This is a genomic window from Neorhizobium sp. T7_12, assembly GCF_002968535.1.
GTDB lineage: Bacteria > Pseudomonadota > Alphaproteobacteria > Rhizobiales > Rhizobiaceae > Neorhizobium > Neorhizobium tomejilense.
Map to the genome: position 1 here is coordinate 200,219 of NZ_PVBK01000008.1, position 16,754 is coordinate 216,972.

General features: G+C 62.2%; 14 protein-coding genes. 10 read left to right on the forward strand and 4 right to left on the reverse strand.

Annotation, left to right across the window (positions count from 1 at the left end):
- Positions 1 to 71: 71 nt before the first annotated feature.
- The gene (locus tag C5J26_RS18880; RefSeq protein WP_105403149.1) at positions 72 to 1,598 is read right to left on the reverse strand and encodes an ABC transporter substrate-binding protein; all 1,527 of its coding nucleotides are present in this window, start codon (positions 1,596 to 1,598) and stop codon (positions 72 to 74) included.
- Between the two features lie 370 nt (positions 1,599 to 1,968).
- On the opposite strand from C5J26_RS18880, the gene C5J26_RS18885 reads away from it, so the two are divergent.
- The 3 genes from C5J26_RS18885 (at position 1,969) to C5J26_RS18895 (ending at position 4,863) form a co-directional block, all read left to right on the forward strand.
- Positions 1,969 to 3,126: a fumarylacetoacetate hydrolase family protein gene (locus tag C5J26_RS18885; RefSeq protein ID WP_105403150.1), complete on the forward strand. Its 1,158-nt coding sequence runs from the start codon at positions 1,969 to 1,971 to the stop codon at positions 3,124 to 3,126.
- A gap of 105 nt (positions 3,127 to 3,231) precedes the next feature.
- The gene (locus C5J26_RS18890; RefSeq protein WP_037085740.1) at positions 3,232 to 3,477 is read left to right on the forward strand and encodes a DUF982 domain-containing protein; all 246 of its coding nucleotides are present in this window, start codon (positions 3,232 to 3,234) and stop codon (positions 3,475 to 3,477) included.
- Between the two features lie 189 nt (positions 3,478 to 3,666).
- Complete coding sequence (locus C5J26_RS18895) at positions 3,667 to 4,863, forward strand: MalY/PatB family protein (protein WP_245441203.1); 1,197 nt, start codon at positions 3,667 to 3,669, stop codon at positions 4,861 to 4,863.
- 72 nt (positions 4,864 to 4,935) lie between these two features.
- On the opposite strand, the gene rhaI is transcribed toward C5J26_RS18895, so the two are convergent.
- Entirely contained in the window at positions 4,936 to 6,228 is a 1,293-nt protein-coding gene (gene rhaI / locus C5J26_RS18900; RefSeq protein WP_105403190.1) for an L-rhamnose catabolism isomerase, read from the reverse strand.
- 172 nt (positions 6,229 to 6,400) lie between these two features.
- Positions 6,401 to 8,497 (reverse strand): bifunctional rhamnulose-1-phosphate aldolase/short-chain dehydrogenase, encoded by a 2,097-nt coding sequence (locus C5J26_RS18905; protein ID WP_105403151.1) that lies wholly within the window; start codon positions 8,495 to 8,497, stop codon positions 6,401 to 6,403.
- A gap of 200 nt (positions 8,498 to 8,697) precedes the next feature.
- On the opposite strand from C5J26_RS18905, the gene C5J26_RS18910 reads away from it, so the two are divergent.
- From C5J26_RS18910 to C5J26_RS18940, 7 genes are all read left to right on the forward strand, one after another.
- On the forward strand, positions 8,698 to 9,513 hold the full coding sequence (locus C5J26_RS18910; RefSeq protein WP_046634068.1) for a DeoR/GlpR family DNA-binding transcription regulator: 816 nt from the start codon (positions 8,698 to 8,700) through the stop codon (positions 9,511 to 9,513).
- 49 nt (positions 9,514 to 9,562) lie between these two features.
- Positions 9,563 to 10,570, forward strand: coding sequence for a rhamnose ABC transporter substrate-binding protein (gene rhaS / locus C5J26_RS18915; protein WP_105403152.1), 1,008 nt, complete (start codon positions 9,563 to 9,565; stop codon positions 10,568 to 10,570).
- Positions 10,571 to 10,813: 243 nt separating this feature from the next.
- On the forward strand, positions 10,814 to 12,298 hold the full coding sequence (locus tag C5J26_RS18920; RefSeq protein WP_105403191.1) for a sugar ABC transporter ATP-binding protein: 1,485 nt from the start codon (positions 10,814 to 10,816) through the stop codon (positions 12,296 to 12,298).
- A gap of 10 nt (positions 12,299 to 12,308) precedes the next feature.
- A complete protein-coding gene (locus tag C5J26_RS18925) occupies positions 12,309 to 13,298 on the forward strand; it encodes an ABC transporter permease (RefSeq protein WP_105403153.1) in 990 nt (329 codons plus the stop codon).
- On the forward strand, positions 13,295 to 14,296 hold the full coding sequence (locus C5J26_RS18930; RefSeq protein ID WP_105403154.1) for an ABC transporter permease: 1,002 nt from the start codon (positions 13,295 to 13,297) through the stop codon (positions 14,294 to 14,296). The genes C5J26_RS18925 and C5J26_RS18930 overlap by 4 nt, the downstream gene beginning before the upstream one ends.
- Positions 14,293 to 14,613, forward strand: coding sequence for an L-rhamnose mutarotase (gene rhaM / locus C5J26_RS18935; protein ID WP_105403155.1), 321 nt, complete (start codon positions 14,293 to 14,295; stop codon positions 14,611 to 14,613). Before C5J26_RS18930 ends, rhaM begins: the two co-directional genes overlap by 4 nt.
- Positions 14,610 to 15,983 (forward strand): FGGY-family carbohydrate kinase, encoded by a 1,374-nt coding sequence (locus C5J26_RS18940; protein WP_105403156.1) that lies wholly within the window; start codon positions 14,610 to 14,612, stop codon positions 15,981 to 15,983. Before rhaM ends, C5J26_RS18940 begins: the two co-directional genes overlap by 4 nt.
- On the opposite strand, the gene C5J26_RS18945 is transcribed toward C5J26_RS18940, so the two are convergent.
- A complete protein-coding gene (locus C5J26_RS18945; protein WP_172745921.1) occupies positions 15,984 to 16,754 on the reverse strand; it encodes a FadR/GntR family transcriptional regulator in 771 nt (256 codons plus the stop codon). It abuts the gene before it with no gap.

Genomic DNA, 16,754 nt, shown 5'->3' on the forward strand with positions numbered 1-16,754 from the left:
GTCCGGCATTTCGGACATCATCGAAGACGGATGCCGGTCCGTAAACCGGCATCCGATCCCTGGGAGGATTATTACTTCTTGATCGATGCATTCCAGAAATAGGGCCACGGAGCCGGATCGACGCCCTGAAGCTTGGTCGAAATCGCGGAAACCGCGTTGAAATCGCCGATCTTCATGAAAGGCGCCTCGTCATACAGGGCCTTCTGGACATTGGCCCAGAGCTCGACACGCTTCTTCGGATCCGACTCTGCCGAGAAGGCATCAACGGCCGCTTTTCTGGCAGGCGTATCCCACCAGCCCGGCGAGCTCGGCGCCAGAGAACCGATCAGTGCCGGCTCCGGCAGGAACGGGCTGTGGGTGATGTAGATGTCCCAGAGCGCCTTGTCGGTGCGGCGCTGAGTAAGCGTTGCCCAGTCGACTACCTGCATGTCGACGGCAAAGCCGGCAAGCTTCAGATACTCGGCGGCGACCTGCGCCATCTTGTAGTGAAACTCGTATTGGCGGCTGGTCAGGATGCGGATCGGCTTGCCGTCATAGCCCGCGGCCTTCGCGGCAGCGGCAGCACCTTCCGGATCGGCGGCGTTATAGTTGCCTTTCACGCCGGCATCCGTGCTCCAGCTGAAGGAGGCCGGGTAGATGTTGCCGTTGAGGGCGTAGAAATCCTTGCTGCCGAAAGCGGCGGCCAGCATGTCTTCCATGCTGAGCGCCTGGCGGATCGCCTTTCGGACGCCAAGGCTCTTGGCGGCACCTTCCGCGGTATTGAAGACGAAGACCGGATAGCCGAACGGCTTCAGGAGCAGCGGCTGGGTGGCCTTCGAGGCTTTCAGCTTGTCGAAGGATTCGACCGGCAGGGAATCGATATAATCGTATTGCCCGGAAACGGCAGCTTCCACGCGGGTGTTCGGGTCCGGAACCGGCACGAAACGGATCTCGTCGAGATACTGGTGGCGGGCGCCGCCATAACCATCGCTCCCGCCTGAACGCGGCTTGTAGTCCTTGAAGCGGACGAGCTGGATATACTGATCCGCCTTGCGCTCCTTCAGCATATAGGGTCCAGTACCGGCAAAGTCGGTCATCGTATCGGCCTGCTTTTCAGCCGGGATGATGATTGCAGCGGAGTTGTTGAAGGCGAGCAGCGAGACGAGCGGCGCATAGGGCTGCTTCAGCTTGATCGTTACGGTCGCCGGATCGGCGGCGGAGACGGACTCGATGAAACCAGCGGCCTGCTTGCCGCGCGAGGCGAGCTTGGTCCAGCGGGTGAGCGAGGCGACGACATCTTCCGAGGTCATGTCGCTGCCGTCATGGAATTTGATGCCGGTGCGCAGCTTGACCGTATAGGTTTTGCCGTCGTCGCTGACCGCAGGCAGGCTTTCCGCGAGAAGCGGCGTGACGCCCCACTTCTTGTCGAACGTATAGAGCGTCTCGAAAATGTGCTGCGTAACGATACCGACAAGGTCGGCCGTCGACGTCATCGGATCGAGCGTTGGCGGCTCGCCGATGGTCGCGACGTTGATGACGCCGCCCTTCTCCTGCGCCATCAGGAATGACGGCGTGGCGACGAGCGCGGTTGCAACAAGGAATGCAAGCTTCAGCTTCATGATAGTCTCCCGTTTTTGTTCCACAATTATGTTATATAAGCTTTTATAACAGAATATAGAACACGAACGCCCTGTCAATGGGGAGGTAGAGACGAGCGGCCGCCGCCGCCGAGAACGGGATTTGCAGCTCCAACGCCGAGAGGTTTCAGCCGAGGTGGTTCTGGGGAGTTCCTCGATCGGCAGTGCGACGCGCCGGCGCCCCCACAAAATCTCGATCTAATTTGTCGCCTGGGGCTGGACGAAAGCGTCTTCGACAGCGAAAACACACAGCCTTGGCTGCGAGCTGGAAACCGGCTTCGCGCCAATCGGCAGAACAAGACAAGATAGAGTGGCCCGTTCGGCCACATCTAACGGGAGGAGATACACCAGCATGACCGACAATCTCATCGATACGTTTGCCAACGGGCTTTTTGTCGGCCGCGTCTGGAATCCTGCTGTTTCGGGCCCGAGCGTCGTCACGCTGCGTGACGGTGCCCTGGTCGATATCACCAGCAAGGAAGCCCCGACCCTCAGCGCGCTCCTGGAGCGCGCCGATGCTGCGGAGTTTGTCCGAAACACCGCCGGCCCGATCATCGGCACGTTGGAAGACATTGCCGGGAACAGCACGGGCAAGCCCGATCCGTCGCGTCCCCACCTGCTGGCGCCCGTCGATCTCCAGGCGGTCAAGGCCTGCGGCGTGACGTTCGCGCAATCGATGATCGAGCGCGTCATCGAGGAGAAGGCCGCCGGCAATCCGGACAGGGCGGCCGCCATCCGGCAGACCGTCAGCACGATCATCGGCGGCAGCCTCAAGGACCTGAAGGCCGGCTCGCCGCAATCCGCAAGCGTCAAGGAAGCGCTGATCAGGGAGGGCATGTGGTCGCAATATCTCGAAGTCGGAATCGGCCCTGATGCTGAAGTCTTCACCAAGGCGCCGGTGCTTTCCTCGGTCGGCTGGGGCGCTGATGTCGGCCTCCATCCCGTATCGACATGGAACAACCCCGAGCCGGAAATCGTGCTGGCGGTCAACAGCCAGGGCAAGATCAAGGGAGCGACACTCGGCAACGACGTCAACCTGCGCGACGTCGAGGGGCGCTCGGCGCTTCTGCTCGGCAAGGCAAAGGACAACAATGCCTCCTGCTCGATCGGGCCTTTCATCCGCCTCTTCGATGAGGGTTACGGACTGGACGATGTCCGCAATGCCGAACTCGACCTGCGTGTGACCGGACCGGAGGGATATGTCCTCAACGGCAAAAGCTCGATGTCGCAGATCAGCCGCGACCCACTCGATCTCGTCAAGCATACATGCGGCGAACATCATCAGTATCCCGACGGCTTCATGCTGTTTCTCGGCACGCTGTTTGCACCGACCGAGGACCGCGACGTGCCGAACCAGGGCTTTACCCACAAGATCGGCGACATCGTCGAAATTTCGTCTCCGGGCCTCGGCACGCTGCGCAACACGGTACGCCTCTCGACCGAATGCCCTCCCTGGAGTTTCGGCATCTCGGCACTGATGAAGAACCTCGCTGCCCGTGGGTTGCTCTAGATAGAGCAGCCCTCCTTCTTTCTCGCATCGCCGACTGCCGACCCTCGCCACGGCAGTCAAATCGGTCTATGAGACCGGCATGGACGAGACGGGACGCCGAACAGAATGAATACGCCTTGGAACAAGCCGGTCGTCATATCGATCGGCGAGCCGCCGGCCGAAACCGCGATCGAAACGACGCAGGCCGCGGCATGGGCGATGATCGAAGACTGGCCGGTGGAGGATGGCACCGCCCTCGACCGGGCGCTCGAAGTCTGCGCCGCGGTGGATGCCGGAAAGCGCAAGCCTGAAGAAGCCAGAAAGGCCTTCGTCGAAGCGGCTATGGAAGCGCATATCCTGATCCGCGCCTGAGCCTTCCGCCAGATCGATCCACGTCATCCCAAAGACCGAAGCAGGCTGCTCGCTCCCTCGCCGGGACAAGCGCCAGGCCCTGCGCTCGCCGGTTACGCAAAGAAAGGCGTTGACAGGCGCGCGGCCGGTTGGGGACAACGGGAGCTGATTTCGCGCCTTGCACGGTTCGCGGCCGGCGACGAGATGAGGATGGCCGATCGCTCCGACCGGCAGAATGACAACAGGGGATTTGAAAGCATGACCGATTTCGATGCGGTGCACGAACGCCGGGGCACCGGCAGCTCGAAGTGGAGCAAGTATCCGGACGACGTGCTGCCCATGTGGGTCGCCGACATGGACTTCCCCGCGGCACCGGAGATCGTCGACGCCATCCGCAACCGGCTCGAGCATCCGATGCTCGGTTATGGCGTCGCCCGCGACGAGTTGCGCACCCGGATCGTCGCCGACATGCAGGAAAAATACGGCTGGACGGTCTCGCCGGACGAGATCGTCTTCCTTCCGGGCGTCGTTCCAGGTTTCAACATGGCGCTGCACGCGATGCTCAAGCCCGGCGACGGCGTGCTGGTTCAGCCGCCGGTCTATCGTCCGATCCTCGAAGCCCCGGCGGACTGGAACCTTGTCCGCCGCGAAGCGCCGCTTTTGCCGACCGCCGAAGGCCATGTGATGGACACCGACGTTCTGGCCGCGGAGCTGGCGAAGTCAAAGGCGCTTCTTTTCTGCAACCCGCAGAACCCGACAGGCAAGGTATTCACGGCGGAGGAACTGAAGACGATCGCCGACCTCTGCCGCCAGAATGATACGCTGATCATCTCCGACGAGATCCATTGCGACCTCCTGTTCGACGGCCGCCGCCACGTGCCGATCGCCGCGCTTTCGGAAGACGCCGCAAACCGCACGATCACCCTGATGGCCGCCAGCAAGACCTACAATATCGCCGGCCTCAAGACCGCCTTCGCGATCATCGGCAACAAGGCGATCCGCGAAAAGTTCAACCAGGCACGCCTCGGAATGGTCGACAACGCCAATATCATCGGGCTTGAAGCGACACTGGCGGCCTTTTCGAAGGCCGGCGACTGGAAGACCCGGATGCTCACCTACATCGAGGCGAACCGCGATTATCTGTCCGCCGAAATCGCGCGCCGGTTTCCCAAGATCAAGCTCATCCCCTCGGAAGGCACGTTCCTCGCCTGGCTCGACTGCACGGAAGTCGGTCTGGAACCGGATGCTCAGAGCTATTTCCTCGAGCACGGCAAGGTCGGTTTCAATGCCGGATCGGACTTCGGCGCGGCCTACGGCAACTTCGTCCGCGTCAATTTCGGATGTCCGCGCGCCCTGCTTGAAGAAGGCCTGGCGCGCATGGAGCGTGCACTCGGCCGGAACACCTGATCGGTTCATTCGATCGTATCGTGAGAATTGACCGCCGGCGGAGCTCATCCGCCGGCATCATTACAGACTGGATCAGACGATCCCGCCGCCACCGCTGGTCGAGGCCGGGCGTTCCGCGGCGACCTGTTTCCGATAACCGCTGGCGCGATAGGTCGCGACCGGATCGATCGCTCCGCCTGCGCGGCGGCGGGCTTCGGCAAGGATCGGTTCCACATCGGTGCGATAGGCGCGCTTCAGCGTCTCGGATGCCATCAGTGCATCGTTTTCCTGCTGGAACCCGTCAAGCGCTGTCCGGTCGACCAGCAATGCCTGGGCATAGGCGCGGCGAATCTCATTGGCGCTGGAAATCAGGCTCTCGATCGGATCGGTGACGTTGTGCGACTGGTCGATCATATGCGCCGGGCGGAAACCCTTGATCCCCCGATGTTCCGCATCCACCAGCTCGTTGAAGACGAGGAAGAGGCGGTAGGGCTCGATCGCACCGGCATCGAGGTCGTCGTCGCCATATTTGGAGTCGTTGAAGTGGAAGCCGCCGAGCTTTCCGAACTGGATGAGGCGGGCGACGATCATCTCGATATTGGTATTCGGCGCATGGTGGCCGAGATCGACGAGGCAGAATGCCTTCGGTCCGAGCGTATTGGCGATCAGGTAATTCGTGCCCCAGTCCTGCACCACCGTCGAGTAGAAGGCCGGTTCGTACATCTTGTGCTCGGAAAACAGCCGCCAGTCCTCCGGCAGCGCCTTGTAGATTTCCGCCATCGAAGCGAGATACCGCTCGAACACCCGCGTGAAATGGCTTTGCCCCGGAAAATTCGAGCCGTCGCCGATCCACACCGTCAGGGCCTTGGAGCCGATCACCTTGCCGATCTCGATACATTCGAGATTGTGCTCGATCGCCTGGGTGCGCGTCGCAGCGTTCGTATGGCTGAGCGAGCCGTATTTGTAGGAATGCGCCTGCCCCGGTGCATCGGAAAACGTATTCGAGTTCATCGCATCGAAACCGAGACCGAGCGCATCGCCCTTGGCCAACAACTCCTTCGGATCCGCCTTGTCCCAAGGGATATGCAGCGAGACCGTCGGCGTCGCCCGGGTCAACTGGTGAATGACGGCGCAGTCATCGAGCTTGTCGAAAATGCCGCGCGGCTCGCCTTGACCCGGAAAACGGGCGAAACGCGTCCCTCCGGTGCCGACGCCCCAGGAGGGTACAGCGACGAAGAACTTTTCGACATCCCGGGTGATCGTTTCGATATCGATGCCGCGCCGCGACAGGTTCTCGCCGAGCGCGTCGTAGTCGGATTTGAGCGCTGTTGTACGTTTGTCGTTTTCAGCGGCGATCACATTGGTCGTGATCTTGAGTTCAGTCATTGAAAATCCTCCCTTCGGGGTCTGCCCCTCATCCGGCTGCCGCCACCTTCTCCCCATCATAATGGGGAGAAGGGATATGCCGCGCTGTCATCAAGTCCCTTGAACGTACCGTGTGCCACGTCCCCTCTCCCCGCATGCGGGGAGAGGGCTAGGGTGAGGGGCAAGTTCGGCCTTACCGCGTAAAGCTCTGGGCGTTGCCGGCGTCCACGTTGATGATATTGCCCGTCGACTTGGCCGAGGCATCGCTGGCGAGGAAATAGATTGCCTCCGCAATATCCTCCGGGAAGACATTGAGCTTGAGCAGCGACCGCTTGCGGTAGTGCTCCTCCAGGTCGTCCACCTCGATCTTGGACGAGGCGGCCCGCTGTTCGCGCCATTCGCCGTTCCAGATCTTCGATCCGCGTAGCACGGCGTCCGGATTGACCGTGTTGACCCGGATGCCGGCCTCGGCGCCTTCGAGCGCCAGGCAGCGGGCGAGATGGATTTCAGCGGCCTTGGCGGTGCAATAGGCCGACGCATTCGGAGAAGAGGCAAGCCCGTTCTTGGAAGCGACAAAGACGACATTGCCACCGAGCTTCTGGCGCCGGAACAACCGGAAGGCCTCACGCGAAACGAGGAAATAACCCGTCGCCAGGATGTCGATATTCTTGCTCCACATGGCAAGCGTGGTTTCCTCGACCGGCGCGGAAGAAGCGATCCCGGCGTTCGAGACGAGGATATCGACGCCGCCGAATTCGACGCAGGCCTCGGCAAACGCAGTGATCACCGCGTCCTCGGTCGTCACGTCGAGCAGGACACCGCGCACCGCGTCCTTGCCGAAGGACTTTTCGAAATCGGCTTTGGTCGCGTCGAGTGCGCCGCCGTCGATATCGGCAAGCACCACGCAGGCACCCTCGCCCATCAGCCTGGCGGCCGTCGCCCGCCCGATGCCGCCCGCGCCGCCGGTGACGAAGGCCACCTGCCCGGCAAGGCTTTTCGGCTTCGGCATGCGCTGCAGCTTCGCCTCTTCGAGCAGCCAGTATTCGATGTCGAAGGCCTCCTGCTCCGGCAGGCCCTGATATTCGGCAACCGTGGACGCCCCGCGCATCACGTTGATGGCGTTGACGTAGAACTCGCCGGCAATACGGGCCGTCGCCTTGTCACGTGCAAACGACAGCAGGCCCACGCCCGGAACCAGGAAGATCACCGGGTTGGGGTCGCGCATGGCGGGTGAATTGCTGTGTTTGCAGGCCTCGTAATAGCGGCTGTAATCGGCCCGATAATCTTCAAGCGCCTTGTCGAGCGCGGCGATTACCGCATCGACATCCGGCTTTGCGGGATCGAAATCGACGATCAGCGGACGGATTTTCGTGCGCAGGAAATGGTCCGGGCAGGAGGTGCCGAGCGCGCCGAGCGGCTGCAGGTCCTTGGAATTGACGAACTCCAGCACCGCGTCCTGATCGTCGAAATGGCCGAGCTTGCGTTCAACCTTGCCGATCCGACCGCGGATCTCCGGCATCAGTTTCGCGACGATCGCCCGGCGTTCCGGCGCGGGCAGGCTCTTGGTCGCGGCACCACCGAAGATCGTCTTGCCTTCGGTCTCTTTGGCGAACCATTCGATCGCCTTGTTGATGATGTCGAGCGTCAGTTCGTAGCAGGCCTTGGCATCATTTGCCCAGGTGAACAGGCCGTGGCTTTCCAGCACGACGCCCTTGGCATTCGGGTTCGCCTTGACGAACGCTTCGAGATCGAGCCCGAGCTGGAAACCAGGCCGCCGCCAGGGCAGCCAGCCGATTTCGGCGCCGAAGACCTGTTGCGTCAGCTCTCTCGAGTTTTTGGAAGCCGCGATCGCGATGATCGCGTCCGGGTGCATGTGGTCCACATGGGTGAACGGCACGAAACCATGCAGCGGGGTATCGATGGAAGCGGCGCGCGGATTGAGATTGAAGGTGCAGTGCGGCAGGAAGCCGACCATCCGGTCCTCGTCCTCGACGCCCTTATAGAGCCCCTTCAGCGCTTCCAGCTTGTCCATGTAGAGGGTGGCGAAACCGTCGAGCTTGATCGTGCCGACATCGCCGCCCGACCCCTTCACCCACATGACCTTCACTTTTTCGCCGGTCAGCGGATCGGTTTCCATCACCTTGGCCGAGGTATTGCCACCGCCGTAATTGGTGATGCGCTTGTCGGCGCCGAGAAGATTGGAGCGATAGAGCAGCTTGCCGGGCTCATCGAGCTTGGCGGCCTGGGCATCGTCCCAACGGTTTTCGAGAAGGCGGGTTTGGCCCGACATTGCTTGTCCTCCCAACGTGTTTCGGCTCACGGCGACGAGGCGGCCGCCATCTCCCTGTTGCCGGTATCGCGCATTGTCGCGCCGTCTGTCAATCATAAACGATCATAAAGTTTCATTGTGCAGCGCATCAAAAGCGAATTTGATCGTTTATGATTGACAACGTAAATTTTCCGGTAATAGTTGTCGCCGAGGAGGAGCCAATGCACGAACGTGAACGCCATCGCATCATCTTGAGCGCTATCCAGGAAAAGCCCGTCATCACGGTGCAGGATATCGCCGAATTGACCGAGGCCTCGGAAGCGACGATTCGACGCGACATCGCTTCGCTGCACGTCCAGGGCAAGCTCCGGCGCGTCCGCGGCGGCGCGGAAGCCGTTCATCCTCCGCAGATCGGCCAGCTTTCGGCCCGATCGTTCCGGGTGTCGGAATCGGTCAACATCGACAAGAAGCGCGCAATCGCCCGCCGCGCAGTCGAACTCTGCGACGAAGGCGACAGCGTCATCATCAACGGCGGCACGACGACGTTCCAGATGGTGCATTTCATGTCGGCACGACGCCTGCAGGTGATGACCAATTCGTTTGCGATCGCCGAACATCTGGTCAAGCATTCGAAGAACACAGTGACGATACCGGGCGGCGCGATCTATCGCGAGCAGAGCCTGATCCTGTCGCCATTCGACAATGATGCGATCCGCAATTTTTATGCACGGCGCATGTTCATCGGTGCGCAGGGGGTCGGCCCGCTCGGCGTGATGGAAGCCGACGCGCTGGTGATCCAGAGCGAGCAGAAGCTGATGCACCAGGCCGAGGAACTGATCGTGATGGTGGATTCGTCGAAGTTTTCGCGCCGATCGAGCCTCATCCTCTGCCCGCTCGACCGGGTAACGACCGTCATCACCGATGACGGTGTGACAGACGACGCCGCACGGATGATCGAGGATGCGGGCGTCAAACTGATTATCGCCGGTGCCGCCGCAGCGGACACGGCCAAGGAGGATTCTTCGTCGGCCGCGTGAGGAGCGACCGGCGGGAGAAAGATTAAACTATCAACTGGGAGGACCAACCATGAAACTTGCAAAGAAACTCGCCCTCGGCGCGGCATTCGCCTTCGCCGCTCTGACATCGACAATGACGACGGCGGCAAGCGCCGCAGACATGAAGATCGCGCTGGTCGTCAAATCGCTCGGCAACGGCTTCTTCGAGGCGGCCAACAAGGGCGCGCAGGAAGCTGCCAAGGAACTCGGCGGCGTCCAGGTCATCTATACCGGCCCGACCTCCACGACGGCCGAAGGCCAGATCGAAGTGATCAACTCGCTGATCGCTCAAGGGGTGGATGCGATTGCCATCTCCGCTAACGATCCGGATGCCGTCATTCCGGCGCTCAAGAAGGCAACTCAGCGCGGCATCAAGGTCATTTCCTGGGACTCGGCGGTGGCCAAGGAAGGCCGCATCATGCATTTGAACCCGTCTTCCAACGACTTGATCGGTAAGATGTGCCTGACGCTTGCCAAGAACCACCTGGAAGGTGGTAAGGGCGGTTTCGCCATCCTTTCGGCCACCACCACCTCGACGAACCAGAACACCTGGATCGCCGAGATGAAGAAGCAGCTCAAGGATTTTCCGGGCCTGAACCTCGTCACGACAGTTTATGGTGACGACCTTGCCGACAAGTCCTATCGCGAAGCACAGGGCCTCTTGACCTCGCAGCCGAACGTCAAGGTCATTGTCGCTCCGACCACGGTCGGTGTTCTCGCTGCCTCGCAGGCGGTCAAGGATGCCGGCAAGATCGGCCAGGTCTATGTGACGGGTCTCGGCCTGCCGTCCGAGATGGCCGGCGCCATCAAGTCCGGCGCCACCAAGGAATTCGCCATCTGGAACCCGATCGACCTCGGTTACTCGGCCACCCAGATTGCCTATCACCTCGTCAAGGGTGATACCGACGCCAAGCCCGGTTCGGCGATCAAGGCCGGCCGCATGGGCTCGATCAAGGTAGGCGACAATGGCGAAGCCGCCATGGCCGACCCGTTCGTCTACAACGCCAAGAACATCGACGAGTTCTCCAAGATCTTCTGATCTGAAGAACTCGACCTGCCGGCAGGCGCGAGCCCCCTCATCCGCCTGCCGGCATCTTCTTCCCGCTGGGAAGAAGATGGCCAAGCGGAGCGGAGGCCGCTCTAAACTCGGAGCCATCGGCTTTGCACGCACCCGCAAAATAACCAGACGTAAATCTCAAAGACTCGTCGGAAAATGTCCCTGATGAACGGCGTTACGAAAATTCAAGACCGATCGCCCCAACCGGCACCGACGACGGAAGCAATGCCGATCCTGGAAATGCGCGGCATCAGCCAGATCTTTCCGGGCGTCAAAGCCCTCGATGGGGTCAGCATCAAGCTCTATCCCGGCCAGGTGACGGCCCTGATCGGCGAGAACGGTGCGGGAAAGTCGACGCTCGTCAAGATTTTGACCGGTATCTACCGCCCGAACGAGGGCGAGATCCTGATCGACGGTCAGCCCACCACATTCGCGAGCGCGCAGGCGGCGATCGACGCAGGTGTTACCGCAATCCATCAGGAAACCGTCCTCTTCGACGAGTTGAGTGTCGCGGAAAACATCTTTCTCGGCCATGCGCCGCGCACCCGGTTCGGCACGATCGACTGGCGGAAGATCAATTCCGGCGCCAAGGCCCTCATGCTTCAACTCGAGAGCGATATCGACCCGACGATCCGCCTGCGCGACCTCTCGATCGCCCAGCGCCACCTCGTGGCGATCGCCCGGGCGCTGTCGGTCGAGGCCCGCATCGTCATCATGGACGAGCCGACCGCCGCCCTTTCGCGGAAAGAGATCGACGATCTCTTCCGCATCGTCGAAGGTCTGAAGCGGCAGGGCAAGGCGATCCTCTTCATCAGCCACAAGTTCGACGAAGTCTATGAAATCGCCGAGAACTTCGTGGTTTTCCGCGACGGCCGCGCCGTCGGCCAGGGCCGGTTGAAGGAAACGCCCCAGGACGAGATCGTCCGGCTGATGGTCGGCCGCGACGTCAAGGACGTTTTCCCGAAGGTAGAGGTCGCGATCGGCGCGCCGGTTTTCCGCGTCGAAAACTACTGCCATCTGACCGAATTCCGCGACATCTCCTTCGAGCTTCGCCGCGGCGAAATCCTCGGTATCTACGGCTTGATCGGCGCCGGGCGCTCGGAACTCTGCCAGTCGCTGTTCGGCGTCACCCGGCCCTCATCCGGCCGGCTGGTTCTGGAAGGCAAGCCCCTCGACATCCGCTCCTCGGGCGATGCGATCCGCGCCGGCATCGTCTACGTGCCCGAGGAACGTGGCCGCCACGGCCTGGCGCTGCCCATGCCGATCTTCCAGAACATGTCGCTGCCGTCGCTCGGCAAGACCTCCCGCTCCGGTTTCCTTAAAGCCGCCAACGAACTGGCGCTGGCACGAAAATATGCGGAACGGCTGGACCTGCGCGCCGCCGCCCTTTCGGTGCCGGTCGGCACGCTCTCCGGCGGCAACCAGCAGAAGGTCGTCATCGGCAAATGGCTGGCGACGCAGCCGAAGGTGATCATTCTCGACGAACCGACCAAGGGCATCGACATCGGCTCCAAGGCCGCGGTGCACGCCTTCATCGGCGAACTCGCCGCCGAGGGCCTGTCGATCATCATGGTCTCATCCGAGCTTCCCGAAATCCTCGGCATGTCCGACCGGGTGATGGTGATGCGCGAGGGCCTGGCCGCCGGCGTTTTCGAGCGCGAGGCCTTGAGCGCCGAAATGCTGGTCCGCGCCGCGACCGGCAACCAGTGAGGAGAACCAGATGAACCGCCTCCTGAAGAACCGCGAAATCCTGCTGACCGTCATCATCGCCGCGATGATCGCCGGCTTCTCCACCCGCGCACAGGGCTTTGCGTCTCCCAGCAATCTCGCCAATATCTTCAACGACACCTCGATCCTGATCATCCTGGCGCTCGGCCAGATGACGGTGATCCTGACCAAGTCGATCGATCTCTCCGTCGCGGCCAATCTTGCCTTCACCGGCATGGCTGTCGCCATGACCAACGCTGCCTATCCCGATCTGCCGCTGGCTCTGCTCATCGTCATGGCGGTCGGCATCGGGGCCTTTCTCGGTGCGATCAACGGTTACCTCGTCTGGGCGCTGCAGATCCCGCCGATCGTGGTGACGCTCGGAACGCTGACCATCTATCGCGGCATGGCCTTCGTGCTGTCCGGCGGCGGCTGGGTGAACGCCCACCAGATGGCGCCTTCCTTCCTGAATGTGCCGCGAATGCCGGTGCTCGGCCTGCCGATCCTCTCCTGGATCGCCATCCTCATCGTGCTCGGCGCCTGGTTCGTGCTGACCCGCCTGCCCTTCGGCCGGGCGGCCTATGCATCCGGCGGCAACCCGACCGCGGCGATCTATGCCGGCATCGATATCGGCTGGACCAAGTTCATTGCCTTCGTCGTTTCGGGCGCGCTCGCCGGCCTTTCCGGTTATCTCTGGGTGTCGCGTTATGCGGTCGCCTATGTGGATATCGCGGCCGGTTTCGAGCTGGATACGGTCGCCGCCTGCGTCATCGGCGGCATCTCGATCGCCGGCGGCATCGGCTCGGTCGGCGGTGCGGTGCTCGGCGCCCTCTTCCTCGGCGTCATCAAGAACGCGCTGCCCGTCATCGGCATCTCGCCTTTCGCGCAGATGGCTATCTCAGGCATCGTCATCGTGCTCGCGGTCGCCTTCAACGCCCGCGCCGAGCGCAAGGCCGGCCGTATCATCCTGCGCGATCGCGGTGCAAAGGAGGTGTCCGCATGACCGACGTCGTTTCCTCGAAACGGGTGATCCCCGATAGGCTCGGCAGCAAGACCTCGCGCCTCCTGGCGAGTTGGGAAGTACTGCTGTTCGGCGTCGCGGTGTTGATCTTCGTCTTCAATTCGTTCGCCTCGCCTTACTTCCTGAACGCCTGGAACCTCTCCGACGCCACCTTCAACTTCACCGAAAAGGCGATGATCGCCTTCGCCATGGCGCTGCTCGTCATCGCCGGCGAGATCGACCTGTCGGTGGCAGCGATCATCGCGCTTGCCTCGACTGCCATGGGCGCGGCAGCCCAGGCCGGCATCGGTACGCCGGGACTGGTGGCGATCGGCATCGGCACCGGACTTGTCTGCGGCGCCTTCAACGGCCTGCTCGTCGCCGGCCTCAGGCTGCCCTCGATCGTCGTGACGATCGGCACGATGAGCCTCTTCCGCGGTATTTCCTACATCGTCCTCGGCGACCAGGCCTATGGCAAATACCCGGAAAGTTTCGCTTTCTTCGGCCAGGGCTACGTGGCCTGGGTGTTTTCCTTGGAATTCGTGCTGTTCATCATCCTCGCCGCAGCCTTCGGCATCCTCCTGCACGCCACCAATTTCGGCCGGCAGGTCTATGTGATCGGCAACAACGAATTCGCCGCACGCTTTTCCGGCATTCCGGTGGAGCGGGTGAAGTTCATTCTCTTCCTGCTAACCGGCGTGATGGCGGGTGTCGCATCCGTTTGCCTCACCTCCCGCCTCGGCTCGACCCGGCCGTCGATCGCCCAAGGGTGGGAGCTTGAGGTCGTCACCATGGTCGTGCTCGGCGGCGTCTCCATTCTCGGCGGCGCGGGCACCATCGCCGGCGTCGTCATCGCGGCTTTCGTCATGGGCCTCGTCACCTTCGGGCTGGGGCTGCTCAACGTGCCCGGCATCGTCATGTCTATCTTCGTCGGCCTGCTGTTGATCATCACCATCGCCATCCCGATCATCGCCCGCCGCATCAAGGAAATGAGCCGATGACGCTCGAAAAGCACGCTTTCAAGATGAAGCTCAATCCCGGCATGGAAGCGGAATACCGCAGGCGCCACGACGAGATTTGGCCGGAGCTGGTCGATCTCCTCCACCAGGCCGGCGCCAGCGACTATTCCATCCATCTCGACCGCGAGACGAACACGCTGTTCGGTGTGCTGACGCGACCAGTGGACCATACGATGGCGAACCTGCCGGAACACCCGGTGATGAAGAAATGGTGGGCCCATATGGCCGACATCATGGAAACCAATCCGGACGCCTCGCCGGTCCAGAGCGATCTGGTGACGGTCTTCCACCTGCCATGACCACGCCGGAAAAGATCGCCGTTCTCGATATCGGCAAGACCAATGCCAAGGTCGTGGTGCTCGACTGCGCCACCGGCGAGGAGATCGCCGAAAGGCGCGCGCCGAACCGGGTTCTGCCGGGTCCAACCTATCCGCACTACGATATCGATGCACTGTGGACCTTCGTGCTCGAAGCCTTGTCCTACTTTGCAAAACAGCCCGGCTTCGACGCGATCTCCATCACCACCCATGGCGCATCGGCGGTGCTTCTCGACGCCGAGGGCAAACTGGCGCTGCCGGTGCTCGATTACGAACACGAATATCCGGAAGATATCCGCCAGGCGTATCGGTCGATCCGCCCGCATTTTTCCGAGACCTTCTCGCCGGCCCTGTCAGGCGGGCTGAATGTCGGCGCGCAGCTTCACTACCAGAAGACCGCCTTTCCCGAAGCCTTTGCCCGCATCTGCACCATCCTCACCTACCCGCAATATTGGGCGTTCCGGCTGACCGGTGTTGCGGCGAACGAAGTCACCTCGCTCGGTTGCCATACGGACCTCTGGCGCCCGCGTGACGGCGCCTATTCCCCATTGGTCGACACGCTCGGCATCCGTAATCTGATGGCGCCGGTCCGTTCGGCCTTTGACGCGCTCGGTCCGCTTTTGCCGGACATCGCAGCCCGGATCGGCGTCACGACACCCATCCCCGTCCATTGCGGTATTCACGACTCCAACGCCTCGCTGCTGGCGCATCTGGTCGGACGTGAGCCGCCGTTCGCGGTGGTCTCCACCGGCACCTGGGTGATCAATTTCGCGGTCGGCGGCGATCTCGACCATCTGGACCCGCAGCGCGACGCGCTTGCCAATGTCGATGCCTATGGCCGCGCCGTGCCCTCGAGCCGTTTCATGGGCGGCCGCGAGTTCGAGATGCTGACGGTGGAACTCGGCATCTTATCGCCGGAAGCGGCCCTTGCAGCCATCCCTCATGTCATCGAAAAAGGCCTGATGCTTCTGCCGAATGTTTCGGGCGGCTCCGGCCCCTTCCCGGGCCGCGAGCGGCAATGGATCAACGACACCGGCGCCACTATCGACCAACGCTGGGGGGCCGCCTGCCTTTACCTCGCGCTGATGACGGAGACCTGCCTCGATCTCATCGGCGCCAAGGGACCGGTTCTAGTTGAAGGCCCCTTCTCGGCCAACCCGGCCTATCTCCAGGCGCTCGCCGCGCTGCTCGGCCGCCAGGTGGTCGCCCTCCCCGGCTCGACCGGCACCAGCCAGGGGGCAGCGCTTCTGGCAGGCATTTCGCCGGCGACCAAACCAGGCCGCATCGTGCCGGCGCCGATCTGGAACATCGACGCCTATCGCACCACCTGGCACGAAAGGCTGAGGCGCTGATCAGCCTGCATTGGCCGGCCGGCGGTTGCGGCGAAGACGCCGGCCCGTCTGCTCCTCAAGCGCATTTTCGAGAATGCCGAGACGCCGCTCGGTAATATCGGCAATCTGTGCCGGGTCGCCGGATTCGATCGCCTGCATCATGGTCTCGACCAGTTCGAGCGACAGCACGAGGTCGGCGCGGCTATGCAGCGTCTTATGCCGCATCGGCTCCACCCATTGCAGCAGCAGTTCCATCAGTTCCAGCACGAGGCCGTTTCGGGTCGCCCGCGCCAGGGCGAGGTCGAAGCGCATCGACGCGATGATGACCGAGCTGATATGCTCGGGGCCGCTTTTGGTCACCTCCGGCGGCGGCAGCGAATCCCGGCCGAACCGGATCGCCTCCCGCATCCGGTCGAAATCCGCATCCTCGGCATATTGCGAGGCAATCTGCGCCACCCAAGGCAGAATCAGCCGGCGCACTTCGATCGCTTCGTCGATGTCGCCGGGCCGCATGTCCGGCCTCGGCACGATCAGGTCGAGCGGCACGATCTCGCTGCTGACGAACGTGCCGCCGCCGGCACCCGGTCGGACGGTGAGAATATTGGCCTCGACCAGCAGCTTTACCGCTTCACGCACCGTCGGACGGCTCACCTGCATCTGTTCAGCGATGCTGCGTTCGGACGGAAGGCGAGAGCCGAGCCGGAAAAACCCGGCTCTGATGGCATCGGCAAGCCGGCGTGCCACCTCCTCGTTCGGAAGCAGCACTTTGACAGGCTGAAAATGTCGATCCAC

What these genes read in the sequence shown, in the direction of transcription:
- C5J26_RS18880 (WP_105403149.1), bottom strand. Translation starts at nt 1,598, where the DNA reads ATGAAGCTGAAGCTTGCATTCCTTGTTGCAACCGCGCTCGTCGCCACG.
- C5J26_RS18885 (WP_105403150.1), top strand. Translation starts at nt 1,969, where the DNA reads ATGACCGACAATCTCATCGATACGTTTGCCAACGGGCTTTTTGTCGGC.
- C5J26_RS18890 (WP_037085740.1), top strand. Translation starts at nt 3,232, where the DNA reads ATGAATACGCCTTGGAACAAGCCGGTCGTCATATCGATCGGCGAGCCG.
- C5J26_RS18895 (WP_245441203.1), top strand. Translation starts at nt 3,667, where the DNA reads ATGGCCGATCGCTCCGACCGGCAGAATGACAACAGGGGATTTGAAAGC.
- rhaI (WP_105403190.1), bottom strand. Translation starts at nt 6,228, where the DNA reads ATGACTGAACTCAAGATCACGACCAATGTGATCGCCGCTGAAAACGAC.
- C5J26_RS18905 (WP_105403151.1), bottom strand. Translation starts at nt 8,497, where the DNA reads ATGTCGGGCCAAACCCGCCTTCTCGAAAACCGTTGGGACGATGCCCAG.
- C5J26_RS18910 (WP_046634068.1), top strand. Translation starts at nt 8,698, where the DNA reads ATGCACGAACGTGAACGCCATCGCATCATCTTGAGCGCTATCCAGGAA.
- rhaS (WP_105403152.1), top strand. Translation starts at nt 9,563, where the DNA reads ATGAAACTTGCAAAGAAACTCGCCCTCGGCGCGGCATTCGCCTTCGCC.
- C5J26_RS18920 (WP_105403191.1), top strand. Translation starts at nt 10,814, where the DNA reads ATGCCGATCCTGGAAATGCGCGGCATCAGCCAGATCTTTCCGGGCGTC.
- C5J26_RS18925 (WP_105403153.1), top strand. Translation starts at nt 12,309, where the DNA reads ATGAACCGCCTCCTGAAGAACCGCGAAATCCTGCTGACCGTCATCATC.
- C5J26_RS18930 (WP_105403154.1), top strand. Translation starts at nt 13,295, where the DNA reads ATGACCGACGTCGTTTCCTCGAAACGGGTGATCCCCGATAGGCTCGGC.
- rhaM (WP_105403155.1), top strand. Translation starts at nt 14,293, where the DNA reads ATGACGCTCGAAAAGCACGCTTTCAAGATGAAGCTCAATCCCGGCATG.
- C5J26_RS18940 (WP_105403156.1), top strand. Translation starts at nt 14,610, where the DNA reads ATGACCACGCCGGAAAAGATCGCCGTTCTCGATATCGGCAAGACCAAT.